Genomic DNA, 25,115 nt, shown 5'->3' on the forward strand with positions numbered 1-25,115 from the left:
TCAGGTAAATCCGTATGTTGCTGGCGCGATTCACCTCTGCGCTAATATTTGAATGTTTGTTAAGATTGTTGGGCTTTAGTCGTTTTAGTGAACATACAATCGCTCTACTCACAAAGATGCAGGGAAAGTGTTATGAAAACGTTAGGTGAATTTATTGTCGAAAAGCAGCACGAGTTCTCTCATGCTACCGGTGAACTCACTGCTTTGCTGTCGGCAATAAAGCTGGGCGCTAAGATCATCCACCGTGATATCAACAAGGCCGGTCTGGTCGATATCCTGGGTGCCAGCGGTGCCGAGAACGTTCAGGGCGAGGTTCAACAGAAGCTCGATCTGTTCGCAAATGAAAAATTGAAAGCTGCACTGCGCGCGCGCGACATCGTTGCGGGTATCGCCTCTGAAGAAGAAGATGAAATTGTTGTTTTCGAAGGGTGTGAACACGCTAAATACGTAGTTCTGATGGATCCGCTCGACGGCTCCTCAAACATCGACGTTAACGTTTCTGTCGGTACCATTTTCTCCATCTACCGCCGCGTCACGCCTGTTGGCACGCCGGTGACCGAAGAAGATTTCCTGCAGCCGGGCATTAATCAGGTTGCTGCCGGTTACGTCGTTTATGGCTCCTCCACCATGCTGGTGTATACGACCGGGTGCGGGGTTCACGCCTTCACGTACGATCCATCACTGGGCGTTTTCTGTCTGAGCCAGGAACGCATGCGCTTCCCGCAGAAGGGCAACACCTACTCCATCAACGAAGGCAACTACATCCGATTCCCGAACGGCGTGAAGAAGTACATTAAATTCTGCCAGGAAGAAGATAAAGCGACCCAGCGCCCGTACACGTCCCGTTATATTGGCTCTCTGGTCGCGGATTTCCATCGTAACCTGCTGAAAGGCGGTATCTACCTCTACCCAAGCACCGCCAGCCACCCGGACGGGAAACTGCGTCTGCTGTACGAATGCAACCCGATGGCGTTCCTTGCTGAACAGGCGGGCGGCAAGGCGAGCGACGGTAAAGAGCGTATTCTGGACATCGTGCCGGAAAGCCTTCACCAGCGCCGTTCATTCTTCGTCGGCAACAACCACATGGTTGAAGACGTTGAACGTTTTATCCGTGAGTACCCGGACGCGTAATCCCTCTCTTCAGGGGAGCCTGTCCGGCTCCCCTTGTCATTTATATATTTTACCGTATAAGTGTTTATAAAAAACATGCTTTAATATTCACCACTGCTCCTGCATTATTTCCATAACAGTTTGACAGATATTTCGTGGAGCAGAATCGCAATGAAAAATTATTCCCGTGCTAATACCGGCATTGATTTAAATCTTATCCCTGTATTTATTGAAATCGTCCGCTGCGGCAGCATGGCAAAGGCCTCTTTGCGTCTGGAGATGTCCCGTCCTGCGGTGAGTCTGGCATTAAAGCGCTTTAATCAACTCTTTGATGAGCCGTTATTTTTCCGTAAAGGTTTATACCTTGAACCGACTGAAAAAGCGTTAGCCTTAACCAGCTCGCTGGAAATATTAATGGGCGAAATTCACGATAATATCGGGGCGCTTAATTCCGGAAGGAATAAAACCCCGGCACAGAACGTACCGGGGCTGGGTAATATTATGCCGCGTTCTGAGTCGTCACTTTGAATGATGACATGGCTTCCATCAGCTGACGCGACTGCTCCTCAAGGGAGCGGGTCGCGGCGGAGGATTGCTGCACCAGCGCCGCATTCTGCTGCGCGGTTTCGTCCATCTGGTTCACCGCAATATTCACCTGCTCAATGCCCCGGCTCTGCTCCTGAGACGCGGTCGCAATCTCTCTCATCAGTTTGGTCATGCGCAGCACTTCGGTGGCGATCTCATCCATCGTTTCGCCAGCCTGCTGGGCCAGCTCGCTCCCCTCGTTAACGTGGGTCTGCGAATCACTGATTAGCGTTCGGATCTCTTTCGCCGCATCGGCGCTGCGGCTGGCAAGATTTCGCACCTCGCCTGCGACGACGGCAAACCCGCGCCCCTGCTCGCCCGCGCGCGCCGCTTCCACGGAGGCGTTAAGCGCCAGGATATTGGTCTGGAAGGCAATGCCGTCGATCACGCTCAGGATGTCGGCGATGCGCGCCGAGCTGCCGGAAATATCGCGCATTTTTTCAATCACATAGCAGACCATCTCGCTGCCGTGATCGGCCGTGTCGGACACCGATTTCGCCAGCTGGTGCGCCTGCTCGGCGTTATCGGCGTTGAGTTTCACCGTGGCGGTGATCTGTTCCATACTGGCCGCCGTCTGCTCCAGCGACGTGGCGGTGGATTCCGTACGCTCGGCAAGATCGCGGTTTCCCAGCGTCAGCTCGCGGCTACCGGTGTCAATTTGCGCGCTGGCATCGCGTACCCGCAGAACCGAGTTCATCAGCGACTGGCGCATCTCCTCTATCACCGCGTTGAGGCGGTTAAACTCCTGGCTCGCGGGGGCATTCAGCGTATGGGTTAAATCCCCCGCCGCCACGTTCTCCAGTTGAGCAATGGAGGCCGAGAGCGGCTTGAGCAACATATGGCGCAGCACCAGCCAGGCCAGCACGATAATGCCCGCCGTCAGCAGCGCTGCGACGATAATCAGGATCAGGACGCGGGTTTTACTCGACTGCACGGCGCTCACTTCCGCCTGACCCCGCGCTTCGCTCCATTTCTGAAACGCCTGCATATCGTTATCAAACTGCTTCGCCACCGGAATCAACGTCTTCTCGAGCAGATCGTAATACCCGTCCGCGCTCTGGTCATTCAGCGTTTTCAGCATCGGATTGATCCCCTGCTGGCTATACGTCGCCAGGCTGGCCGCCACTTTATCGAGCAGCTGTTGTCCCTGCTCGTCAGCCACGCCGCCGTCGATTACCCCTTTCAGCGTTTTCTGGGCCAGGGCAACTTCCTGATTGATGTTTTTTACCGCGTTGGCCGCATCGTCCAGCATGCCGATTTCCATCATCCGGACGGCCTGACCCGCCTCATTGCGCGCGCGCAGGAGCAGCGTATAGCCTGAATTAAGCTGCACCATCTGCTCACCCTGAAGGTGATTAATACGCTGCAGCGAAGAAGAACTCTGTGTGAGGGCATAAATGCCAATACCGCTGACAATCAGCAGCAGAAGGGTCATAACGGCCAGTAAAGAGAGCAAGCCGGTACGAATCGATAGCGTTTTAAGCATGATATTATTTCCGGTAGCGAGATATTTCTGGGCATAAAAAAAGATTATCGGCCGCTACCGGAAAATGTTTAGACTTTAAGCAAATTCAGCATGTTATCGCTGTGTTACCGATGTGTTTACGCGGGTAACAGGCGAGCTTTGACGGTTCTCCCAGAGCACCGTCAGCCCCCGCTGCAGGGCAATAAAAATAAACAGCAGAATGCCGATGGCGATCTTCGTCCACCAGGAGCTGAGCGTGCCGTCAAAGTTGGTATAGGTTTGTATCAGCCCCTGAATCGCCACGCCGAACAGCGTCCCCAGCACCGTGCCCACCCCGCCGCTGAGCAGCGTGCCGCCAATGACCACAGAAGCAATCGCATCCAGCTCGACGCCCACGCCTGCAAGGGCATAGCCCGCCTGGGTATACACCGAGAAGACGATACCCGCCAGCGTCGCCAGGCCGGTCGAGAGCATATAGATGCGAATAGTCGTGCTGCGGGTTGAAATGCCCATCAGGTTGGCCGACGTGGCGTTACCGCCAATGGCGTAAACCTGATTGCCAAAACGGGTACGGTGAGCGAGGAAGATGCCAATCACTACCACGCCCAGCATCAGCAGCCCCATCGCGCTCAGGCGGCCGCCGCCGGGAATTTTCCACGCCAGGCTGGAGAGCGTGTCGTAGATGGGGTGGTTAATTGGAATCGACTCTTCCGACACCAGATAGCTCACACCGCGCAGGAAGAACATTCCCGCGAGGGTAATGATAAACGCCGGGATTTTCAGCGCGTCGATCAGCAGCCCCATAAAGGCGCCAAACGCACAGCCCATCGCCAGCACCAGCGGAAACGCCACCAGCGGAGAGATGCCCCAGAAGCCGATTGCCTTCGCGAGGAACACGCCCGTAAACGCGATCACCGACCCAACGGAGAGATCGATCCCGCCGGAGAGGATCACAAAGGTCATCCCGACGGCGATGATGCCTAAAAAGGCGTTATCGGTCAGGATATTGCAAATCACGCGCGTCGAGGCAAAACCGGGGAACTGCGTCAGACAGTAGAGGTACCCCAGCACAAACACGCCCAGCGTGATCATTAACGGTAAATTACGTTTTATCATGGCCACGGATCCCCTTAATGATGCTGACAAAGCGCGGCGACTGGACGATCAGCACGCAGAGCACGACCACCGCCTTCACCACCTGGTTAAGCTCCGGCTGGAATCCCGACAGCAGGATCCCGGTGTTCATGCCCTGAATGATCAGGGCGCCGATCACCGAGAGCAGCAGGTTAAAGCGCCCGCCCATTAGCGACCCGCCGCCGATCACCACCGCGAGGATCGCGTCCAGCTCCAGCCAGAGTCCCGCGTTGTTGGCATCGGCCCCGCGAATATCCGCCGCGACGATGACCCCGGCGATGGCGGCGCAGACGCCGCTCAGCACGTAGGTCAGCATTACCATCAGCCGGGTGTTGACGCCGGCGTTGCGCGCGGCGCGGATGTTGATCCCGACGGCCTCAATAAACATGCCCAGCGCCGTTTTGCGGGTGAAGAGCCAGAAGACAACGAGCGTGACCAGGGCAATAATCACCGGCGTCGGGAAGAACAGAAGGTTGCCGCTACCGAGCCACGCCAGGCTCGGGGAGTTAAAGGTGACAATCTGGCCGGAGGTTATCAGCTGCGCGACGCCGCGCCCGGCAACCATTAAAATCAGCGTGGCGACGAAGGGCTGGATTTTCAGCACCGCAACCAGAATACCGTTCCATAATCCTGCCAGCACGCCGGTGCCCAAGGCTGCCAGCAGGATCACCGGCAGGCTATGTCCGGCCACGGTCATGGAGGCGGCCGTAGCCCCGGCGATAGCCATCACCGCGCCGACGGAGAGGTCAATCCCACCGGTGGCAATCACCAGCGTCATTCCGATGGCCAGAAGCGCCACCGGCGCGGCGCGGTTTAAAATGTCTATCGGGCTGCCAAACAGGCGGCCATCCTGCACGATGATCTGGAAGAAATGCGGCGCGACCAGGCTATCCACCAGCAGAACCACCAGCAGCGCCGCGATTTGCGGCGTGCCGGTCGGCCAGCTGAAGCGGCGCTTTGACTCACCGGTTTGCGAAAGCGAACGGGGCATCACGATTCACTCCTTATGCCGCGATGGCATTCATGATCGCCGGAACGGACAGCTTATCCAGCGGGATCTCTGCCACCTGCTTGCGATCGCGCATGATGATGACGCGATCGGCATAGCCCACCAGCTCTTCCAGCTCGGAGGAAATGACCAGCAGCGCCAGACCGTCCGCGCACAGGGTTTCGATAAGCCGGATAATTTCAGCGTGCGCCCCCACGTCAATGCCGCGGGTCGGTTCGTCCAAGATCAGGAACTGGGGTTTGGTCAGCAGCCAGCGGGAGAGCAGTACTTTCTGCTGGTTACCGCCGGAGAGGAATTCAATGGGCTGTTCCGCGCTCGGGGTGCGGATGCCGAGCTGGCGGATAAAGCGCTCGGCAATGGCGTTTTGCTCGCGCTTAGGGATCGGCCGTAGCCAGCCGCGCTGCGCCTGTAGCGCCAGAATGATATTTTCCCGCACCGAGGCCGCGGCAATAATGCCGTCCGTTTTCCGGTCCTCCGGGCAGAAGCCGACGCCCAGACAGGAGGCCTGATGCGGCGATCGCAGGGTCTGCGGTTTGCCCTTGATCAGCGCGCTGCCGCTGTCGGCAGGCTTGATCCCGAAGATCACCTCGGCGGTCTCGGTCCGGCCGGAGCCCAGCAGGCCCGCCAGCCCGACAATTTCGCCTGGCCGCACCTCAAGGTTAAACGGCGAGATCACCCCTTTTTTGCCGTAATCGCTGAACGCGGCGACCGGTTTCTCGCTCAGCAGCGTGCGCCCTGCACGCTGGAGGGCGTTGGTCTCCAGCTCGCGGCCCAGCATCATTTTTACCAGCTCGATTTGCGGCAGCTCGCGGGTTTCGCGGCAGCCGACAAAGCTGCCGTTGCGCAGCACCGTAATGCGATCGCTCACCTCATACACCTGATCGAGGAAGTGGGTGACGAAGATCAGGCTGACGCCCTGATCGCGCAGCTGGCGCATCAGGGTAAAGAGCATCTCCACCTCCTGGGTATCGAGGCTGGCGGTGGGTTCGTCAAGGATCAGCACCTTTGCCGAGAGATCGATCGCGCGACAAATGGCGACGATCTGCTGCATCGCCACGGAAAAGCGGTTCAGCGGCTCGCGGACGTCGAGGGAGAAGCCGTACGATTCCATCAGCGTTGTCGCCCGCGCTTCCATCTCTTTGCGGCGCAGCAGGCCAAAACGGCGTGGTTCGCGGCCAATAAACAGGTTATCCGCCACCGACATATTCGGCAGCAGGTTCACTTCCTGGTACACCGTCCCGATCCCCAACTGCTGGGCATGGGCGGTGTTTTTGGGCGAAATGGCGTTGCCTTCCAGCCAGATGGTGCCGCGGTCGGCGTGATAAACACCGGTCAGGGATTTAATCAGCGTCGATTTTCCCGCCCCGTTCTCGCCCAGCAGCGCCATGATCTCCCCGCGCCGCAGGCTGAAATCAACGCTATCCAGCGCCTTTACGCCGGGGAAGAATTTACTCAAGCCCTCTGTGCGGAGGATTTCCTGGTGTTGTTCAGTGGTCATGGTTTCCCCCTCACCCTGACCCTCTCCCCGGAGGGGAGAGGGGATTGATCGTGCCAATTGTTAATATCCAGCTCCGCCCTGCCTTTCTCCCTCTCCCCTCCGGGGAGAGGGCTGGGGTGAGGGGCGCGGGTCTTAATAGCCCATATTTTTCTTCTTCTCTAACTCCTCTTTCGCCGTATCAGGCAGGTAGAGGGTGGACTTGGTGACCGTCACTTTCTCCGGCATCGTGCCGTCTTTCTTGAATTTCTCCAGCGCGTCGAATGCCGGACCCGCCATGTTTGGCGTCAGCTCCACGCTGGCGTTGGCTTCGCCGTCGATCATCGCTTTGTAGATGTCCGGCACGCCGTCGATAGAGCCGGTGAGGATATCTTTGCCCGGCTTCAGGCCCGCTTCTTTAATTGCCTGAATCGCACCAATCACCATGTCATCGTTGTGGGCGTAAACCATGCAGATGTTCTTGCCGTTGTTTTCAGCCTTAATGAAGCTCTCCATAACCTCTTTACCTTTGCTGCGGGTAAAGTCGCCGGACTGAGAGCGGATAATCTTAATGTTTGGCGCTTTCGCGATGGCTTCAGCAAAGCCTTTTTTACGGTCGATGGCCACGCTCGCGCCGACGGTACCCTGCAGCTCAACGACGTTACACGGCTTGCCGTCGACCTGCTTCACCAGCCAGTCGCCAATCAATTGCCCTTCAAGCACGTTATTGGCGGTGACGGTGGTCATATAGAGGGATTTGTCTTTGACGTCGATGGAACGGTCGAGCAGGAAGACCGGGATCTCAGCGTCTTTCGCTTCCTTCAGGACGGGTTCCCAGCCGGTCGCCACGACGGGTGCAATAAAGATGGCATCCACGCCCTGGGCGATAAAGGAGCGCACGGCTTTGATCTGATTCTCTTGTTTTTGCTGACCATCGGCGATTTTCAGGGTAATGCCGCGTTTCTGAGCCTCGCTTTTCGCCACGTTGGTTTCTGCCGCTCGCCAGCCAGATTCAGAGCCGACTTGCGAAAAACCTACGGTTAAGGGAGCGGCCATCGCCATAGACGACATGGCTGCCGAAACTGCTGTGACCAGGAGTAAGCGCTTCCACATATGAACGTCCTCGTAGGGTGAGTTATTGTTGGTTAAAAGATGTTCTGCGGAATGACTATAGCCCATGAAATATGTAACGAATTGCGTTACATCACACTTCAGAAAAGTGAATAAAACGTTAATCACAAGTTTGTAATCGCTTTCATTTCGCCATGAAAAATGCGGCTGAGTTTATGGATTTTCCTGTCATGGAATCGGTCTGAAAAGTGGAGAAAGCGGGGAGATAAAGCGAAAACAGGCGGAGACATTCAGCGCGAGTTGGCTATAATACCTGCCACTTGTTTACCATCCATTTTAAAGGACACCGACATGAGCTTACTCAACGTCCCAGCGGGTAAAGAACTGCCAGAAGACATCTACGTAGTTATCGAAATCCCGGCTAACGCAGATCCGATCAAATACGAAGTGGACAAAGAGAGCGGCGCCCTGTTCGTAGACCGTTTCATGTCTACCGCGATGTTCTATCCGTGCAACTACGGTTACATCAACCACACCCTGTCTCTGGACGGTGACCCGGTTGACGTGCTGGTCCCAACGCCATACCCACTGGAGCCAGGCTCCGTCATTCGCTGCCGTCCAGTTGGCGTGCTGAAAATGACCGACGAATCCGGTGAAGATGCGAAGCTGGTTGCGGTACCGCACACCAAGCTGAGCAAAGAATACGATCACATCAAAGATGTGAACGACCTGCCAGAGCTGCTGAAAGCGCAGATCACTCACTTCTTCGAGCACTACAAAGACCTCGAAAAAGGCAAGTGGGTTAAAGTTGACGGCTGGGACAACGCAGAAGCAGCGAAAGCGGAAATCATCGCCTCTTTCGAACGCGCTGCTAAGAAGTAATTCTTACTGCTGATTGATGAAAGCCCCGCATGTCGGGGCTTTTTGTTGCCTTTGAAAAAGACATACACTCCTGACCATCAAGATCGTGAGCGTTATACATGCTAAGTTTCTTTCTTCAAAGCATCAAGATGGGCTACATAAAGGCGTTTGACTGTTACGGCAAAGACAGCAAATGGCAGTATCTCTGCATCATGACATTCCAGCTTGCCTGGTTTTTGTTTTACTTATGGATCCCTTATCGAAGCGATTATGCGATTCTGCTGTTTTTACTGTTTTTCCTGCCCGTCATTTCAAGCAATACGCGGTGCATAAACTACTATGGCCGTTCACGCGCCCTGTGTTTGTTATGGCTTATAGCCCCTTACATCATGCTGTTCGTTCCTCTGTTTTTAACCCGGCGCCGGGATACGGAAGAGAGTTGAAGGAACAAAAAAACAACGCCACCTCACGGTGGCGTTGTCTTTTTTCAGTACTGGTCTCTGTCTAACCAGTTACCGCTTACAATCCGCGTTAACCCTTCGACCGGACGCTGGTAGACATACATCCACGCACTTCCGTACGGCGTCTGGATCAACTGGCGCGCGTATTCACCGCCCCTGGTGCGCAAGGCATCAAGTTCGGCAAGCGTCGCGTTATCAATACGATAGACTTCACCCTGTACTGTTCCTTCGCCCGGAACCGCGCCTGGATAGTGGCCCAGGCTGTACAACTGGTAGTTCTCGATATTGTAATTCCCCAGCAGCAGGGCATTGGTCATCCAGTGACTGTTGCCTTGCCTGGTTCTTAAACTGCCGTAGACAAATATTCGCATTGCTAAAACTCAAACTGATAGAGCAGATCAAGTGCCTGGTCTACGCCGGACACTGCTTCCAGATATAGCTTAGGCATCAGGCGATAGCGTAGCGTGAGTGTTGCCAGTGAGTCAAAGATCCCCACACCATATTTTACCTGCAGACCCGGCAGTACATAGCCGCTGACCACCACCTGCGAGGAGTCACCCACGCCCTGGGTGTCCAGCGCCAGATTGCTTACGCCGAACGTCTCGCCGATTTTACCCACAACCTGCCCACTTTGTGCAACCCCCAGACCCACTAACATCGAGGTCATCGCCGCACTGTCGCTTTGTCCACTGTCCAGACCTTGTCCACGCAGCAGATAAGAGAGGGCTTCCTGCTGCGACATCGCCGGGTCAGAGAAGATCTCCGCCTTCGGTTCGTCGGCGGAACCGGTGACGCGAACGCCAGCAATAACGTCGTTTTCCGTCGCTTCCGGGTTACGAATCGCTTCGATGTTCAACAGGGGCTGATCCGGTGGGCCGGAGAACAGCAGCTCGCCTTTGCGAACAATCAGATCCTGACCATAGGCATGGAAACGCCCTTCAGGAATGTTGATCTGCCCGTTCAGGCCAAGCCCTTGTTTATCCTGCGCCACTTTCAGGTCGCCCGTGAGCCTCGCCTTCAGCCCAAACGCATTCAACCGCACGTTATTCCCCACGTGCACGGTAAGGTTACTATTAATCGGTATGCCAGCGCTCTTCTGTTCGACAGGTTTCAGATTTTCATTGAGCATAACTTCATCACTTGAGACGCCGACCGCACTTTCCGGCACGTCGTGAACCACGATGCGCGCCCACGGCACGTCGACACGACCGTCAAGCGTGAAGAGGCTTGGCGTGGCTTCAAAGACCACATCAGGCGAGACGTCCAGGCGCACCATCGGCGGTACGGTGATGCGCACCTTACTGCCCTTCGCGGCAATACGGGCGCGCCAGTTGTCGAGCTGGCTCCAGTCCGCGTCGCCGCTCAGGTTGATTTGCCCTTGCTGCGTTAATACCGAGCCGCTCAGCGTCGAGCTCATGCCGTTGAAGTTCATCGCGATCTGGCTGGGCTGCATGTCAAACGGCATGAAGTTGCCGTCAATATCCAGGCCGCTGAGCCGCATCTGACCGAACAGCTGCGGGCTTTGCGCGTTGCCGGCCAGGCGCAGGTTAGCGTTCAGCATGCCTTCGGCTTTTTCCCCACGCGCGAAAATCGGGTTCACCATCGCCAGGTTGAAGTTGCGGATGTTAACGTTGCCGCCCAGATTACGCCGTCCCTGCGGGTCGGTAATCTGGACCTGACCATCCAACTGACCGTTATTGGTCAGGCGGATTGTCCACCCCAGCTGTGCGCGATTGTTATGCAGATCGGCACTCAGGTTCAGGGTGTCGAACGCCACCGGCAGCGGCGCGTCGTTGACCTCCTGCGTCACCTTCACGTTACGCCCGGACAGCGTGACGCTACCCTGCGGCAGCCCCTCTTTGGTGGTGTCCCAGGCGACATCGGCTTTCCCACTGAAGACGCCGCTCGCCTGCGTGGTATCCGGCATAAACGGTTTTAGCATCGCCAGATCGAAGCGGTTGAGGTTGATCTGCGCGCGCCCTTCCGCGCCCGCATCGATGGTCTGCGGCACGCACAGTTCCGCATTCGGGTTGGTCCAGCAGTGCGGCCCAATGCTGATCTTCTGCTCGGCGTTGCGGTAGTCCAGAGCAATGGCGCGCGACAGCGCCAGCGGCCCGACCGGCGTATTGAAACGGGTGTTATCCAGCGTCCCTTTCCAGCGCTCCTCTTTGCGGTCGAAGCTGCCGGTCAGGTGAAGCTGGCCGGAGACCGGCTCGCCCTGCACGCGTAGCTGCAGGTCGTGCTGCTTCTCGTTCCCTTTCGCGTCCAGGGTGACCAGGCTGATGTTCACGTCCGGCTGGGAAATACGTTCCACGCGCAGGTTCAGGTTACCGCCGATCTGGTCGGTGGATTTCACATCCCCCTCCACGCGAACCCGGGCAACGCTCAGCTCCTGCCAGCGCAGGCTATTGGCGGTGATATCCGCCAGCAGCTGCGGCGCGTCTACCGTGCCGCGCACCTTCACGAGCCCCTTCGCCGTACCGCCAAGCCCCGGCAGGGCGTTATCCAGATTCGGCGCGTCGATGGTGGCATCCAGATTGAGATCTTTCACCCCCAGCTCGCCTTTGATATCCGCCGTGTTGCGCCCCAGCGCCACGTGCAGGCCCGGGATAACCCACTGCAGATAGCTGTTGCCTTTCACCGAGCCTTCAACGTTTACCTTGTTCTGCTTCACGTTCCCGGTGAGCTTGATCTCCGGCACGTCCATCTGCCACGTGCCGCCGTACAGGCTGCCGCGCGTTTTAATCAGGCCATCCAGCTTCGACGGCCAGTCCGGCACCTCTTTGGCGGTGTTAATACCCGTCAGCTTCAGCTCGCCGCGCCAGCTGATCGCCTGCTGCCAGTCGAGCAGCGCGGTCAGCTCGGTTTTACCTTCCAGCGCCGCGACGGTCAGCTTGTCAAGGTTGACCTGCTGTTCGTTGCCCTTCGCATCCAGGGTGATGTTCGCGGGCGGCACGCCCTGCCCCTTCACCGCGGTGCGGAACGAGAGCGTGTAGTCGGTCATCTTGCCGCTCAGCTTCAGCTTCAGGTCATCGGCCTGGAACTGCTTTTCGCCGGTGAACGGCCAGGAAAGCTGCTTGCTGACAACCTCAAGATTGAGCGGCAGCCCGGCTTCCGCCAGCTGGGTTTGCGCACGCAGGGCCATATCCACCGGGCCGGAGAGATTCACGCCAACATCGAGCTTATCGCGCAGCGCCCCGCCCACCTTGACCTTCACTTTCTCGCCTTTCAGCGGGTCGATGTTCAGGGTGCTATTCAGCGTGATATCCACCGGCCAGCTGTCGCGCAGCAGCGCATTACCCGACGCATTCACCGAGCCCTGGTTGGTGTCGATATCCAGCGCGTCGAGCTTCATGTTGCCGTCAATGCTGCTGACCTTCAGCAGCATGTTATAGACCGTCAGGTCGGTATCACCGGTCAGGCGCAGCTGTTCGCCTTTGAATTCCTCAATGTTAAGGTTCAGCGGCAGATGTACGTCGGTCATTTCCGGCAGCACTGGCTTCGAGAAGAGGTCTTTCAGCGTTTCGCCCAGCGGCTTCTCTTCTGGCTGCGGGTTCTGGATCTTCGGCTCGACGATCTCTTCCTGCGCCACGTCGGCCACTTTCGGCAGCGCGATCAGCAAGCCCTGCAGGGACGTTGGCGTCAGAGTGAGGTTTTTCTCCTGCCAGCGCAGGCCGGAGGTGAAATCCATCACGGACACGGTGGTGTTGTCGATTTTGATATTGACGTTATCGAGCGCCACCCGATAAAGCGCGATCGGGTATGGCGTGGAGAGATTCAGCGGGCCGCTGTCTTCTTCTTCAACCGGCGCAGACTTCGGCATTTTCTTTGAATCTATCGCCACGTTGACATCTTTTAGCGACAGATCGTTGACGCAGAGCTTGCTGTCACGCAGACAGCCCAGCTTTACCGCGAGATGGAACTCCCCGGCGTTGACCGCCACGCCCGGCTGCTCATAGCGGATGTTCTTCAGGCGCAGGTCGCGCCAGCCGCCCGTCACCTGACCAATCTCCAGCCCCGGCACCCAGCGGTTCGCGGCGTTAAACAGCAGATGCAGCCCGGTCGTCGTTCCTACCAGAAACGCCACCGTCCCGAGCAGCAGCACGATAAAGATCAGCACTCCGAGGCTTATTTTCTTCCATAAACTCATAATTCAGGCCCCAGACCGATGTAAAACTGTAATCCGTGTTCATCTTTGTCGCCGACAGGCACGGCAAAATCGAGCTTGATGGGCCCGACGGGTGACTGCCAGCGCACGCCGACGCCCGCGCCGGTTTTAAAGTCGCTGCGGCGGATATCGTTCACCGCTTCACCGCCGTCAACAAACATCGCGCCCCACCACTTTCCGCTGACGTTGTACTGGTACTCCAGCGATCCCGTGGCCAGTTTTGACGCACCGGTCAGCTGGCCCTTTTCGTTCTCAGGTGAGATCGATTTGTACTTATACCCGCGAATGCTGCGGTCGCCCCCGGCGAAGAAGCGCAGGTCCGGCGGAACGCGCTCGAAATCTCCCGTTTCAATCCAGCCGAGATTGCCGCGCATCACAAAGCGATGTTTGTCGTACAGCGTACGGATCCAGACGTTTTGCGCCTGCATGACGGAGAAGTCCACGTCGGAGCCCCAGGCGGAGTTGGAATAATCGATGGAGTAGCGCTGCGAGTCGCCCCAGGTCGGCATCAGGCCCCCACGCGAGCGGGTACGGCTGATCATCACGCCCGGATAAAGCAGCATGGTGGTATTGGTGACGTTGGCCTGGGTAAAGTGGTCCAGGCTCCAGCGCAGGTTAATGGCGCGCTGCCAGCCGCTGGAGAGATCCCAGAAGCGGGAGACGGCAAGCGTCGTAGAGTCCTGCTTTGTGTCGTTTAAATCGGTGCGCTTAAAACCGCCCTGCAGAAGGTAATATTGCTCAAGCGGATTTTTTAGCAGCGGCATTTTGTAGCTGAAGTCCAGCTGCTGCTCGGGCGCAGAGAGGCTCAGGCTGGTGGTCAGGCTGTGACCGTACGAGTTCATCCACGGTTTTTTCCACGAGGTTTTCACGCGTGGTCCCACATCCGTCGAGTAGCCAACACCGGTCTCAATGGTGTTCTCGGTGCGCGGCGAAACAACGCCATGCAGCGGCAACACCTTGGTTTTGCGAGACTTATCAAATTCCGGCGCGACAACCACGGAGTTAAACCAGCCGGTAGCTGAGAGGCGTCGGTTCAGCTCTCCGAGGTCACTCGACTGGTAGTAATCCCCTTTTTTGAACGGCACGAGGTTTTGCAGGTACTCTTCACGAATTTGCGAACCTTCAAACGTCACGTCGCCAAAGCGGTAGCGTTCCCCGCTGTCGTAGTCGATATCCCAGAAGGCCTGACGTCGCGCCAGCGCAATGCCCAGCTGGCTTTTGTTGAACTGGCTGTCAAAGTAGCCCTTACGCAGGGAAACGCTCGTCAGCTCTTTTTTGAAATGGTCGTAGTCACCGTGGTTGAGCACGGTGCCGACTTTTGGCCGCGTGCTGAGCAGGTCCAGGTAGTCCCGATCGGTACGGGCCCCGCCGCGCAGGATGACGTTCGTGCCGCCAATCAGTACCGGCTCACCCGGCGAAACGCGGGCAATGAGGACCTGGCGCCCCTTCTTTGGCGGCGGGCGAAGATCAAAATCAATGGTGGGTTCGTAATACCCCAGCGCTTTCAGCCCCTCGCGGATCGCATCATCGACGCGCGCGCGAAAACGCCGGTCCGGCGTCACCTCATCACTCTGGATGGTCGATAGCTGCGCACGCACGTTTTTTTCCAGCGCCCCGGATAACCCCTCAACCTGCAAACGGACATTCGCCGCGCTGGCAATCCCGCTTGTCAGCAACACACTGACTAAACATAACTGGCGGATTTTTGTCACGTTTTCTCCTGAATATCCCTGTTTCCACCCTGGAAGCAAATGAAGTGCCGCTCCGCGGCAAAATACGGCCTGTTGGCCAAAAACCCGAATCGCGGGTTGAAAATGGGTATAACACCCAAATATTTCTTATGATTAAATCTAGACTCATTCAGCGCATTTATTGTGTTCAATTAAACGCTTCGTGACAACCTTAACTGAAACATCGCACCCCGGGAGGCCCCATCGTGAGTTTATTCGACAAAAAGCATCTGGTTTCACAAACCGATGCATTACCGGGACGCAACACCCCTATGCCTGTGGCGACCTTACACGCCGTCAATGGCCATTCCATGACCAACGTGCCGGAGGGAATGGAAATCGCCCTGTTCGCCATGGGCTGCTTCTGGGGCGTTGAGCGCCTCTTCTGGCAGTTGCCCGGCGTTTACAGCACGGCGGCTGGCTACACGGGCGGTTACACGCCAAATCCTACCTATCGCGAAGTCTGTTCCAGCGAAACCGGGCATGCGGAAGCGGTACGCGTGGTGTACGACCCTGCGGTAATTAGCTACGAGCAGCTTCTGCAGGTCTTCTGGGAAAACCATGACCCGGCGCAGGGCATGCGTCAGGGCAACGACCACGGCACCCAGTACCGTTCGGCTATCTATCCGCTCACGCCTGAGCAGGATGCCGCCGCGCGCGCCAGCCTGGAGCGTTTCCAGCAGGCCATGCGTGAAGCGGGCGATACGCGCGAGGTGACCACGGAAATCGCGACGGCGAAACCGTTCTACTACGCCGAGGACGATCACCAGCAGTACCTGCATAAAAACCCGTACGGCTACTGCGGCATCGGGGGCATCGGCGTCTGCCTGCCGCCACAGCTGGCCTGATTACTCATCCAGCGCCACGCGAGCCGCGTGGCGCGTGGCGTTGCTGACTGAACCGTAATCCATCACTTTGCCCTGTAACAGCAGGTTAAAGACCGCTGCCTGCGGTCGGTTGAGCCGCGTTTGCAGCAGGTGAACGGCCTCAATCCCCAGCTCGCGGCAGGGCACCGTGACGCCGGTGACCGGTTTTTCCAGACGGTGCGCTAAATTCCATGCAAAATCGGTCGTAATCAGCGAAATGTCTTCCGGAATCCGCAGCCCGTGGCGCGTTAACACCCTCACCACCCCTTCCACCATGCGGGTACTGTTCGGGAAAATCACCTCCGGCCACTGGGATCGATCATGACTCACTAACCACGCATCCAGCGCCTGCTCGGCCTCTTCCGCGGTAAACCACTCCGTCACGAGCAAATCGCGCTGCGGGTCAAAGGCGACGTGAAAATGGCGATACGCCTCTTTGATGCCGTCCAGACGCGCGTACAGCGTATCCCGCCGCAGGCAGGTGAGCGTGAGCACGCGGCGATGCCCCTGCTCGAAAAGGTACTGCATGGCGGTGAAGCCAATCGCCCGGTGATCGGGCGACACGGCATCCAGCACCCGATCCCGATCGACGGAATTAATCAACACGCAGGGCTTATTCAGCGTGCTGGCCAGTTTAAATATGGTGGAATCATCAGTGCCAATAATAATTATCGCGTTGATATTCTTATGACTGGCCTTTTCCATAAAGACTTTCACATCGGCGTGCTGTTCTTCTAAACCACAGCACGTGACCCACACATTATGTCGCGCGCAGGCTTCCGCAATTCCTTTCGTCACTTCCAGATAAAAAATATCCCCGCGTCCCTGAAAGGTTCTTTCCGGCGCAAAAACAGCGATTCCGTTAATTAGCAGTCTTCCGCTCGCCATGGACTCCAGTACCCCTAATTCTCGCGCGGTGCGAACGATCGCCTCCCTGGCTTTATCGCTGGTGTAAGACTTGCCGCTTAATACCCGCGAAACCGTGCTGACGGAATAGCCCGTCAGGGCCGCAATTTCCTCCATTTTTAACTTGCCCGGCATAGTGTGACCTCGCTCTCATTCAGTTTTTGCAAATATTTGCAGAAACAGTCCGTTGATTTTAAAACTAAATTTCAGAAAGCCTGGAGATTACTTAATCACCTTGCGAGTATTCTCACAAAAACACATTGTCGCTGCGGCTCCCCTTTCCTATTTTCCGGTCATCACTCATTTCAACTGAAATTAAGGTGTGACATGGAGAAGGTACGTTTTGGCATTATTGGAATAGGGAATATCGGTACGGTCCACGCGCGTTATTTACTGGCGGGTACGGTCAGCGACGCCTGCCTGGCGGCGGTTTGTGATAATGCACCGGAAAAGCATCCGGCTATTCGCCAACTGGTCGGCACTCTCCCCTTATTCAGCGACGCGCAGGAGATGCTCCAGAGCGGGCTTATCGACGCGGTGATTGTCGCCACGCCGCACTACGAGCATCCGCGCCTGTCGATGCTGGCGATGCGCAACGGCATCCACACCCTGTGTGAAAAGCCGGCGGGCGTGTATACCGCCCAGGTGCAGGAGATGAACGCCTGCGCCCAGGCGTGCGATGTGGTGTTCGGCATCATGTACAACCAGCGCCCGAACCCGCTCTACCAGAAGGTGAAAGATCTGATCGACAGCGGCGAGCTGGGTGAGATCCGCCGCTCCAACTGGATCATCACCAACTGGTATCGCTCGCAGAGCTATTACAACTCCGGCGGCTGGCGCGCCACCTGGAAAGGGGAAGGCGGCGGCGTGCTGCTTAACCAGGACCCGCACCAGCTCGATCTCTGGCAGTGGCTGGTCGGCATGCCGGTCCGCCTGCGCGCGTTCTGCCAGTTCGGTAAGCATCGTGAAATCGAAGTGGAAGACGAGGTCACCGCCTACGCCGAGTATGCCAACGGCGCAACGGGCGTGTTTATCACCACCGTGGCGGAAACGCCGGGCACCAACCGGCTGGAAATCGTCGGCGATCGCGGCAAGGTGGTCGTCGAAGAGGGCAAGCTGCGCTTCTGGCGGCTGCGGGAATCTGAAACCGCCTTCAACGCCCGCTGGCAAAACGGTTTTGGAGAGCCTGAATGCTGGGAGGTCACTCTTCCCGTCGCCCCGGAATGCAGCGAACATCACGTTATTACCGCCAACTTCTGTGCCGCCATTCTGCGCGGCGAGCCGCTCATTGCGCCGGGTCTGGAAGGGATCCGCGGGTTGACGCTCTCCAATGCCATGCACCTCTCTACCTGGACCGACGACTGGGTCGAACTCCCGCTCAACGAAAAACAGTATTTGCGCCTGCTTCAGCAGCGCATCAGCACCTCAGTGGCTAAAGAGACAGCCAGCGTCACGCTGGATGCCTCCGGCACCTGGTAACTCCGGAGAAGAAACGATGTTAAATGTCGCTATCGTGGGAACAGGGAATATCTCGCACAACCATATTCAGGGCTATTTGCAGTTTGGTCAGCGCTGCCGGATCGTCGCGCTGGTGGATATCTACCCGGAAAAAGCCCACGAGAAAAAAACGCGCTACGGCCTGACGGACGCCCGGGTGTATGACAGCCACCAGCAGATGCTGGCGTCAGAGCCGGATATCGATATCGTCGACGTCTGCACGCCGCCCTACGTCCACGCAGAGATCGGCATTGATGCCCTGAACGCGGGCTGCCACGTGCTGTGCGAAAAACCGATGGCCGCCTCGCTGGAGGAGTGCGACGCGATGATCGCCGCACAAAAGGCCAGCGGCAAAACGCTCTCCATCATTGCCCAAAACCGCTTTACCGATGCCTTCTGGCGCTTAAAAGCAGCGCTGGATTCGGAGCTTGCGGGCAAGGTTTGCCACGCGCAGGTGGACTCCTTCTGGTGGCGCGGACACTGCTACTACGACCTGTGGTGGCGCGGCACCTGGGAAAAAGAGGGCGGCGGCTGTACCCTTAACCACGCGGTTCACCACATCGACGCCATTCAGTGGATGCTCGGCTTCCCGTCCGAGGTGGTGGCGATGATGACCAACGTGGCGCACGACAACGCTGAAGTCGAAGACCTCAGCGCCGCGATCTTCAAATACCCCAGCGGCGCGCTCACCCAGCTTACCGCCTCGGTCGTGCACCACGGGGAAGACCAGAAAATCATTATTCAGGGTGACAAGGCACGTATCTCTGCGCCGTGGCAGGCCTTTGCCAGCGTCAGCGCCGATAACGGCTTCCCGCAGGAGACCCACGACCAGCAGCGAGAAGCGCAGCTCAACGCCGTTTTTCAGGAGACGCCGAAGCTCGAGTGGACGCTGCACACCGGGCAGATTAATGACCTGCTTTCCGCCATCGAGCACGGCACGGCGCCGTTAGTGGATGGCCTGCAGGGCAAACGCTCGCTGGAGCTGATTACCGCGATCTACAAATCCGCCATTACCCGCACCGTGGTCTCGCTGCCGATTCAGCGCGATGACCCGTTTTACCGTACCGGCGGGACGAGCACCCTCGCTCCCCGTTTTTATGAAAAATCCGCAAGCGTCGCCAACTTCAGCGAAGTGGGTGCCATCCCCCTTGGCAAAGATCTGGATTAAGGAGTGACACCATGAACAAAAATGACGGAATGAACTACGCCCCGGTGGGTAAACCCCAGCCGGTTGTCCGCGAGGGGGAATTTGTTTTTGCCGCTGCCGCGCTCGACCACGGCCATATCTACGGGATGAGTAACGGCCTGATTGAAGCCGGGGCCACGCTGAAGTGGGTATACGATCCCGATCCGGCCAAAGTGGATAAATTTATCCAGCAGTACCCGCAGGCAAAAGTGGCCGAGTCGCTGGAGGTGATACTCAACGACGACGAGGTGCGTCTGGTGGCCGGTGCGGCCATCCCCTCCGAGCGCTGTGCGCTGGGGCTGAAAGCCATGTCCGCAGGCAAGGACTACTTCACGGATAAAGCGCCGCTCACCACTCTTGAACAGCTGGCGGATGCCAAAGCGATGGTTGAGAAAACCGGGCGGAAATACGCCGTGTACTACAGCGAACGTCTCCACGTGGAGAGTGCGGTGTTTGCCGGACAGCTGGTGCAGCAGGGGGCCATTGGCCGCGTCGTCCAAACCCTGGGAACCGGCCCGCACCGGGAAGGGGCCGGCCGCCCGGACTGGTTCTACGATCGTCGCTATTTTGGCGGCATTCTGTGCGACATCGGCAGCCACCAGATTGAGCAATTTCTGTTTTACACGGGCAACAGTGAGGCATGCGTGGTCGCCAGCCAGGCACGCAATTTCAACCATCCGCAGCATCCGGCATTTGAAGATTTCGGTGACGCAACAATCAGGGGCGAAAACGGCGCCAGCGGCTATTTCCGCTGCGACTGGTTCACCCCGGACGGGCTCTCAACCTGGGGCGACGGCCGTCTGACGCTGCTCGGCACCGACGGGTATATCGAGATCCGCAAATATGTCGATCTCACCCGCGGCGAGCAGGACGTGGTTTATCTCGTCAATAAAGAGGGGGAATTCCGCTATCCGGTCGCCGGACAGGTCGGGTTCCCGTTCTTTGGCGAACTGATCCTCGACTGTCTGCATCGTACCGAAAACGCCATGACGCAGGCGCACGCCTTCAAAGCGGCGGAGCTCTGCGTGAAGGCCCAGATGCTGGCCAACGCGACGGAATAACGGGAGGCGACAATGACGATCCTGAACACGGCGGTTATCGGTGCCGGAGCGATTCACGGCTGCCATATGAATGCGTTGCGCCAGATGCCCAACGTCGCGCTACGCGCGCTGGTGGACATCGACAGCGTCAAAGGGCTGGAGCTGGCAATACGCTATCAGTGCCGCTTCTATCAGGATTACCGGGAAATGCTGCTGGATGATGCCATCGACGTGGTCCACATCTGCACGCCGCATTTCGAGCATAAGAACATGATCCTGGCGGCGCTCGCCGCCGGGAAGCATGTTTTCTGCGAAAAACCGGTGGGCATGAACAGCAGCGAACTCGTGGACATCACCCGTGCCGCCGAACAGGCGTCGGGTCTGCTCGGCGTGTGCTACCAGAACCGCCTCAACCCCACCAGCCTGCGCATTCGCCAGATGCTGGAGGACGGCGAGCTGGGAAAAATGCTCAGCATTAAGGCCGTGCTGACCTGGTCACGCTCGGGCGCGTACTACACCGAAAGCCCGTGGCGCGGGCGGCTGGCAACGGAGGGTGGCAGCCTGCTGATCAACCAGGCTATTCATACCCTCGACCTGATGCAGTGGTTCGCCGGCGGCGTAACGCGCGTGAAAGGCGTGGTGGACAGCGGCGAGCTGGCGGACGTGACCGAAGGGGAAGACAGCGCGATGGCCACGCTGCATTTTGCCAACGGCGCGCGCGGCCTGTTTTACGCCAGCAACTGCAATACCACCGATTCCCCGCTTCTGATGGAGATCCACTGCGAACAGGGCTCGCTGCTGCTGCATAACAACGCCCTCTGGTGCATCGCCCGCGGCGAGCGGCTCAGGCTGGCCAGCGATAACTCCCCTGACGGCCAGATCAAAAGCTACTGGGGACTGGGGCACGAGCAGGCGATCCGCCGGTTTTATCACGCTATCACCCACCCGGGAAACATGGATTACACCGACATCCGTGAAGCCGGACATTCACTCAAGCTTGTGGAGGCTATTTACCGCTCATCTCAGTTAAAACAATGGATAGATATCAATAACTAGAACGTAATTTGTATTCCAGCACTTAATAAAAAACGACCCGAGAAAACGGGTTAATCATTACCCTACACTGGATATTATTATGGTCAAACCAACTGAACGTAGAGTGGGTTATGGCGTGGCGCTCGGCTACGGCGTAACCGATCTTTTTGGCGGGGGTGCGTTTACCATTATCGGCACCTGGCTGTTATTTTTTTACACCACCTATTGCGGACTCTCAGTCATTGAAGCGGGATCTATATTCGCCATTGCCCGCGTGATTGATGCGCTATTAAGCCCGATTATGGGCTATATCACCGATAACTTCGGGGATACCTGGCTCGGGCGTAAATTTGGCCGTCGCCGCTTCTTTTTATTACTCAGCTCACCGCTCATGTTTTTGTATGCCCTGCTATGGATGACGGACATGGGTTACTGGTATTACCTGGGCACTTATCTCTCTATTGAACTGCTGTCGGCGATGGTGCTGGTACCCTGGGAGACCCTGGCGGCTGAGATGACGAACCGGTATGAAGAGCGTAGCCGCCTGTCCGGCGTGCGGATGATCTGCTCCCAACTGGGCGGTTTTCTTGCGGTTTCCGTTCCCGGCGTGATTATGCAGTTTACGGGTAAAGATAATCCCTTTACCTATACCCTCACCGGGCTGATATTTTCCTGCGTGTTCTGCCTTGCGGTGTTTATTACCTGGTACACCACCTGGGAAGCAAAGGATGTGCATCAAGAGTCAGATTTTAAAGTGGACAACCAGCGCAGCGGCGGGCTACTGAATCACCTGAAATATCTGGTGCTGGATCTCTTTTCTTCATTCCGTATTCGCGCGTTCCGCCTGCATATCATTATTTACATCTTTTCGTTCACGGCGATGGACGTGTTCGGCTCGGTCTTTACCTATTACGTCGTGTATTGCCTGAGCCAGGATGCCTCGGCGGTTTCCGGCTGGCTGAGCATTGCGGCCTTCGCCTCGGTACCCGGCACCTATGGATTTATGCTGTTGCTGAACCGGCTGAACGTCACGCCGTCTGCCGCCCTGCGGCTCTCCTACGGCTGTATCTTCCTGGTGCTGGCCTTCCTGTTTACGGTCTACCTCACCAAAACGCAGGTACCGACGCTGCTGTTCTCCGCGGTCTTTATTCTGCTCGGTGCCGCCCGCTCTGGCCTCTACTATATTCCGTGGAATATCTACAGCTTCATTCCGGATATTGACGAGATGGTGACCCAGCAGCGCCGCGAAGGGATTTTTGCCGGCGTGATGGTCCTGACCCGCAAGAGCACGGTGGCGATTGCCATCATGATCATTGGCCTGGTGCTGCAGGAGTCCGGCTTTGTGAAGGGCAGCGGCGCGCAGCCTGAAAGCGCGCTGGGGGCGATTATCGGCCTGATGATCTTCGCAACGGCAGCCCTGCTGGCGGTCAGCTTCTTCACCACCTACAGGTTCAAGCTCACCCGTGAGACGCACAAGCTGCTTCTGAAGGAGATTGCGCGCCGTAAGCTGGGCGGGGATTACCGCGACTGCGACCCCAGCACCCGCGTGGTGATCAAGCAGCTCACGGGCTATGAATACGATCAGGTATGGGGAGGCGATGCTACCCGTCGGGCGGTAGGCGATGTGCGCCTGTCTACCGTGAAATAACGCGATGTACCGGACAGCGCCCGCTGTCCGGTCTGTTTTATGCCAAAAATGTGACCTCTGGCAGATTTACATCTCTTTACGCTATACTACCCGCTGAAATAATCGGCTCAACGCTACGAGCTGGTGTTCAATGTGTTTTCACACAAATGGTATCAACTCCCCTTCTGAGGATCTGGCGAGAAGCCGGATAAACTATGTTAAACAGTATTTTAGTAATACTTTGTCTGATTGCCGTCAGTGCATTTTTCTCGATATCTGAGATCTCGCTGGCCGCGTCCCGTAAAATCAAACTGAAGCTGCTTGCCGATGAAGGCAACATCAATGCCACCCGCATCCTGAAAATGCAGGAAAACCCCGGCATGTTCTTCACCGTGGTGCAGATCGGCCTCAACGCGGTCGCCATTCTCGGCGGTATCGTGGGCGATGCGGCGTTTTCCCCGGCGTTTTATAGCCTCTTTGTTAAGTACATGTCCGTTGAGCTGGCCGAACAGCTGAGCTTTATCCTCTCCTTCTCGCTGGTCACTGGCCTGTTTATCCTCTTTGCCGACCTGACCCCGAAACGCATCGGTATGATTGCGCCAGAAGCTGTGGCTTTGCGTATCATCAACCCGATGCGCTTCTGTCTGTACGTGTTTCGTCCGCTGGTGTGGTTCTTCAACGGCCTGGCGAACGTGATTTTCCGCATCTTTAAGCTGCCGATGGTGCGTAAAGACGACATCACCTCTGACGACATTTATGCGGTCGTGGAAGCCGGCGCGCTGGCCGGTGTGCTGCGCAAGCAGGAGCACGAGCTGATTGAGAACGTATTTGAACTGGAATCCCGTACCGTGCCGTCTTCCATGACGGGCCGTGAAAGCATTATCTGGTTCGATTTACATGAAGATGAGCAGAGCCTGAAGAACAAAGTGGCGCAGCATCCGCACTCCAAGTTTCTGGTCTGTAATGAAGATATCGACCACATCATCGGCTACGTCGACTCCAAAGACCTGCTGAACCGCGTGCTGGCAAACCAGAGCCTGGCGCTCAACAGCGGCGTGCAGATCCGCAATACCCTGATTGTGCCGGACACCCTGACGCTCTCCGAAGCGCTGGAAAGTTTCAAAACCGCCGGGGAAGACTTCGCGGTTATCATGAACGAATACGCGCTGGTGGTGGGTATTATCACCCTGAACGACGTGATGACCACGCTGATGGGCGACCTGGTTGGCCAGGGGCTGGAAGAGCAGATTGTTCAGCGTGACGATAATTCATGGCTGATTGATGGCGGCACGCCGATTGAAGACGTGATGCGCGTGCTGGATATCGACGAGTTCCCGCAGTCCGGCAACTACGAGACCATCGGCGGCTTTATGATGTTTATGCTGCGTAAGATCCCGAAACGTACCGACTCGGTGAAGTTCTCCGGCTACAAGTTTGAGGTGGTGGATATTGATAACTACCGCATCGACCAGCTGCTGGTGACGCGCATCGACAACAAACCGACCGTACTGGTGCCGAAGCTGCCGGACGCGGAAGAGAAGGTGTCGGCGTAACGTTCTGGCCCTCACAAACATCAACGGCTCCCATCGGGAGCCGTCTTTTTAACTACTGCATAGCACGTTGGTTAAGCCATCTCAGTCTGCAGACGCATAACCTGACGGTTGACTTCGGACATCACAGACAGGTGCTGTTTGTCCTTCACTTTTGGGACAAGGATCTTGCCCTTATCAAACTCAAAAGCGCCAACATCCTTGATATACAACCGTCCACGGAACAGGATCTTCACGTACTTCGCCACCTGAAGCGGGTTGTAGCGTTGGAAAATTTTCATTCTTGTATCTCCTGCGAATCATACGCTCTTGCGGTGCCACAATCGGCCCGACTGTCCTG

The 25,115-nt window shown here is 57.1% G+C and carries 21 protein-coding genes; 11 read left to right on the top strand and 10 right to left on the bottom strand.

All coding sequences use genetic code 11. The features are described from left to right. The first annotated feature begins 132 nt into the window (after window positions 1-132). Together fbp and BM007_RS13920 are read left to right on the top strand one after the other, a co-directional pair. Entirely contained in the window at window positions 133-1,131 is a 999-nt protein-coding gene (gene fbp, locus BM007_RS13915) for a class 1 fructose-bisphosphatase (RefSeq protein ID WP_024907283.1), read from the top strand. A gap of 150 nt (window positions 1,132-1,281) precedes the next feature. Further along, a complete protein-coding gene (locus BM007_RS13920) occupies window positions 1,282-1,638 on the top strand; it encodes a helix-turn-helix domain-containing protein (RefSeq protein ID WP_024907284.1) in 357 nt (118 codons plus the stop codon). On the opposite strand, the gene BM007_RS13925 is transcribed toward BM007_RS13920, so the two are convergent. The 5 genes from BM007_RS13925 to ytfQ all read right to left on the bottom strand — a co-directional run bounded on the left by BM007_RS13925 (window position 1,610) and on the right by ytfQ (window position 7,890). Further along, window positions 1,610-3,181: a methyl-accepting chemotaxis protein gene (locus BM007_RS13925; protein WP_048989433.1), complete on the bottom strand. Its 1,572-nt coding sequence runs from the start codon at window positions 3,179-3,181 to the stop codon at window positions 1,610-1,612. The genes BM007_RS13920 and BM007_RS13925 overlap by 29 nt on opposite strands. 93 nt (window positions 3,182-3,274) lie before the next feature. Further along, window positions 3,275-4,276, bottom strand: a complete 1,002-nt coding sequence (gene yjfF, locus BM007_RS13930; protein ID WP_090419332.1) for a galactofuranose ABC transporter, permease protein YjfF — start codon at window positions 4,274-4,276, stop codon at window positions 3,275-3,277. Next, complete coding sequence (gene ytfT, locus BM007_RS13935; protein WP_024907286.1) at window positions 4,263-5,288, bottom strand: galactofuranose ABC transporter, ATP-binding protein YtfT; 1,026 nt, start codon at window positions 5,286-5,288, stop codon at window positions 4,263-4,265. The genes yjfF and ytfT overlap by 14 nt, the downstream gene beginning before the upstream one ends. A gap of 10 nt (window positions 5,289-5,298) precedes the next feature. Further along, complete coding sequence (gene ytfR / locus BM007_RS13940; protein WP_024907287.1) at window positions 5,299-6,801, bottom strand: galactofuranose ABC transporter, ATP-binding protein YtfR; 1,503 nt, start codon at window positions 6,799-6,801, stop codon at window positions 5,299-5,301. A gap of 132 nt (window positions 6,802-6,933) precedes the next feature. Beyond that, window positions 6,934-7,890, bottom strand: coding sequence for a galactofuranose ABC transporter substrate-binding protein YtfQ (ytfQ, locus tag BM007_RS13945; RefSeq protein ID WP_014882271.1), 957 nt, complete (start codon window positions 7,888-7,890; stop codon window positions 6,934-6,936). Window positions 7,891-8,199: 309 nt separating this feature from the next. On the opposite strand from ytfQ, the gene ppa reads away from it, so the two are divergent. After that, complete coding sequence (ppa, locus tag BM007_RS13955; RefSeq protein ID WP_010427397.1) at window positions 8,200-8,730, top strand: inorganic diphosphatase; 531 nt, start codon at window positions 8,200-8,202, stop codon at window positions 8,728-8,730. A 98-nt stretch (window positions 8,731-8,828) separates the two neighbouring features. Continuing rightward, a complete protein-coding gene (locus BM007_RS13960) occupies window positions 8,829-9,152 on the top strand; it encodes a hypothetical protein (RefSeq protein WP_023334291.1) in 324 nt (107 codons plus the stop codon). Between the two features lie 44 nt (window positions 9,153-9,196). On the opposite strand, the gene BM007_RS13965 is transcribed toward BM007_RS13960, so the two are convergent. The 3 genes from BM007_RS13965 to tamA are packed head-to-tail and all read right to left on the bottom strand — an operon-like array spanning window position 9,197 to window position 15,050. Then, window positions 9,197-9,541, bottom strand: coding sequence for a gamma-glutamylcyclotransferase family protein (locus tag BM007_RS13965; RefSeq protein ID WP_024907288.1), 345 nt, complete (start codon window positions 9,539-9,541; stop codon window positions 9,197-9,199). Window positions 9,542-9,543: 2 nt separating this feature from the next. Next, window positions 9,544-13,320, bottom strand: a complete 3,777-nt coding sequence (gene tamB, locus BM007_RS13970; protein WP_090419335.1) for an autotransporter assembly complex protein TamB — start codon at window positions 13,318-13,320, stop codon at window positions 9,544-9,546. Then, entirely contained in the window at window positions 13,317-15,050 is a 1,734-nt protein-coding gene (gene tamA / locus BM007_RS13975) for an autotransporter assembly complex protein TamA (RefSeq protein WP_024907290.1), read from the bottom strand. The genes tamB and tamA overlap by 4 nt, the downstream gene beginning before the upstream one ends. Before the next feature lie 224 nt (window positions 15,051-15,274). Here tamA and msrA point away from each other — a divergent pair, with 224 nt between their 5' ends. Continuing rightward, the gene (gene msrA, locus BM007_RS13980; RefSeq protein ID WP_090419338.1) at window positions 15,275-15,916 is read left to right on the top strand and encodes a peptide-methionine (S)-S-oxide reductase MsrA; all 642 of its coding nucleotides are present in this window, start codon (window positions 15,275-15,277) and stop codon (window positions 15,914-15,916) included. Here the strand turns inward: msrA and BM007_RS13985 are convergent, their stop codons facing one another. After that, window positions 15,917-16,975: a LacI family DNA-binding transcriptional regulator gene (locus tag BM007_RS13985; RefSeq protein ID WP_024907292.1), complete on the bottom strand. Its 1,059-nt coding sequence runs from the start codon at window positions 16,973-16,975 to the stop codon at window positions 15,917-15,919. It abuts the gene before it with no gap. Window positions 16,976-17,167: 192 nt separating this feature from the next. On the opposite strand from BM007_RS13985, the gene BM007_RS13990 reads away from it, so the two are divergent. The 6 genes from BM007_RS13990 (at window position 17,168) to BM007_RS14015 (ending at window position 24,778) form a co-directional block, all read left to right on the top strand. Beyond that, window positions 17,168-18,319, top strand: a complete 1,152-nt coding sequence (locus BM007_RS13990) for a Gfo/Idh/MocA family protein (RefSeq protein WP_090419340.1) — start codon at window positions 17,168-17,170, stop codon at window positions 18,317-18,319. A gap of 16 nt (window positions 18,320-18,335) precedes the next feature. Then, the gene (locus BM007_RS13995) at window positions 18,336-19,505 is read left to right on the top strand and encodes a Gfo/Idh/MocA family protein (protein WP_090419343.1); all 1,170 of its coding nucleotides are present in this window, start codon (window positions 18,336-18,338) and stop codon (window positions 19,503-19,505) included. A gap of 11 nt (window positions 19,506-19,516) precedes the next feature. Further along, on the top strand, window positions 19,517-20,584 hold the full coding sequence (locus BM007_RS14000; RefSeq protein WP_090419346.1) for a Gfo/Idh/MocA family protein: 1,068 nt from the start codon (window positions 19,517-19,519) through the stop codon (window positions 20,582-20,584). Between the two features lie 12 nt (window positions 20,585-20,596). Continuing rightward, window positions 20,597-21,619 (top strand): Gfo/Idh/MocA family protein, encoded by a 1,023-nt coding sequence (locus BM007_RS14005; protein ID WP_090419348.1) that lies wholly within the window; start codon window positions 20,597-20,599, stop codon window positions 21,617-21,619. Between the two features lie 79 nt (window positions 21,620-21,698). Beyond that, window positions 21,699-23,246, top strand: a complete 1,548-nt coding sequence (locus BM007_RS14010; RefSeq protein ID WP_090419352.1) for an MFS transporter — start codon at window positions 21,699-21,701, stop codon at window positions 23,244-23,246. Window positions 23,247-23,440: 194 nt separating this feature from the next. Next, window positions 23,441-24,778 (top strand): polyamine export protein PaeA, encoded by a 1,338-nt coding sequence (locus BM007_RS14015; protein ID WP_023310162.1) that lies wholly within the window; start codon window positions 23,441-23,443, stop codon window positions 24,776-24,778. A gap of 71 nt (window positions 24,779-24,849) precedes the next feature. On the opposite strand, the gene BM007_RS14020 is transcribed toward BM007_RS14015, so the two are convergent. Further along, window positions 24,850-25,056 carry a DUF1107 domain-containing protein gene (locus BM007_RS14020; RefSeq protein WP_008501430.1) on the bottom strand — a complete coding sequence of 69 codons (207 nt, stop codon included), beginning with the start codon at window positions 25,054-25,056 and terminating at the stop codon, window positions 24,850-24,852. Window positions 25,057-25,115 lie beyond the last annotated feature (59 nt).

Source organism: Enterobacter sp. NFIX59 (assembly GCF_900113755.1).
GTDB classification, from domain to species: domain Bacteria; phylum Pseudomonadota; class Gammaproteobacteria; order Enterobacterales; family Enterobacteriaceae; genus Enterobacter; species Enterobacter pseudoroggenkampii.

Coding starts and splice junctions, on each gene's coding strand:
- fbp (WP_024907283.1), top strand. CDS start 133: ATGAAAACGTTAGGTGAATTTATTGTCGAAAAGCAGCACGAGTTCTCT.
- BM007_RS13920 (WP_024907284.1), top strand. CDS start 1,282: ATGAAAAATTATTCCCGTGCTAATACCGGCATTGATTTAAATCTTATC.
- BM007_RS13925 (WP_048989433.1), bottom strand. CDS start 3,181: ATGCTTAAAACGCTATCGATTCGTACCGGCTTGCTCTCTTTACTGGCC.
- yjfF (WP_090419332.1), bottom strand. CDS start 4,276: ATGATAAAACGTAATTTACCGTTAATGATCACGCTGGGCGTGTTTGTG.
- ytfR (WP_024907287.1), bottom strand. CDS start 6,801: ATGACCACTGAACAACACCAGGAAATCCTCCGCACAGAGGGCTTGAGT.
- ytfQ (WP_014882271.1), bottom strand. CDS start 7,890: ATGTGGAAGCGCTTACTCCTGGTCACAGCAGTTTCGGCAGCCATGTCG.
- ppa (WP_010427397.1), top strand. CDS start 8,200: ATGAGCTTACTCAACGTCCCAGCGGGTAAAGAACTGCCAGAAGACATC.
- BM007_RS13960 (WP_023334291.1), top strand. CDS start 8,829: ATGCTAAGTTTCTTTCTTCAAAGCATCAAGATGGGCTACATAAAGGCG.
- BM007_RS13965 (WP_024907288.1), bottom strand. CDS start 9,541: ATGCGAATATTTGTCTACGGCAGTTTAAGAACCAGGCAAGGCAACAGT.
- tamB (WP_090419335.1), bottom strand. CDS start 13,320: ATGAGTTTATGGAAGAAAATAAGCCTCGGAGTGCTGATCTTTATCGTG.
- BM007_RS13985 (WP_024907292.1), bottom strand. CDS start 16,975: ATGCCGGGCAAGTTAAAAATGGAGGAAATTGCGGCCCTGACGGGCTAT.
- BM007_RS13990 (WP_090419340.1), top strand. CDS start 17,168: ATGGAGAAGGTACGTTTTGGCATTATTGGAATAGGGAATATCGGTACG.
- BM007_RS13995 (WP_090419343.1), top strand. CDS start 18,336: ATGTTAAATGTCGCTATCGTGGGAACAGGGAATATCTCGCACAACCAT.
- BM007_RS14000 (WP_090419346.1), top strand. CDS start 19,517: ATGAACAAAAATGACGGAATGAACTACGCCCCGGTGGGTAAACCCCAG.
- BM007_RS14005 (WP_090419348.1), top strand. CDS start 20,597: ATGACGATCCTGAACACGGCGGTTATCGGTGCCGGAGCGATTCACGGC.
- BM007_RS14010 (WP_090419352.1), top strand. CDS start 21,699: ATGGTCAAACCAACTGAACGTAGAGTGGGTTATGGCGTGGCGCTCGGC.
- BM007_RS14015 (WP_023310162.1), top strand. CDS start 23,441: ATGTTAAACAGTATTTTAGTAATACTTTGTCTGATTGCCGTCAGTGCA.
- BM007_RS14020 (WP_008501430.1), bottom strand. CDS start 25,056: ATGAAAATTTTCCAACGCTACAACCCGCTTCAGGTGGCGAAGTACGTG.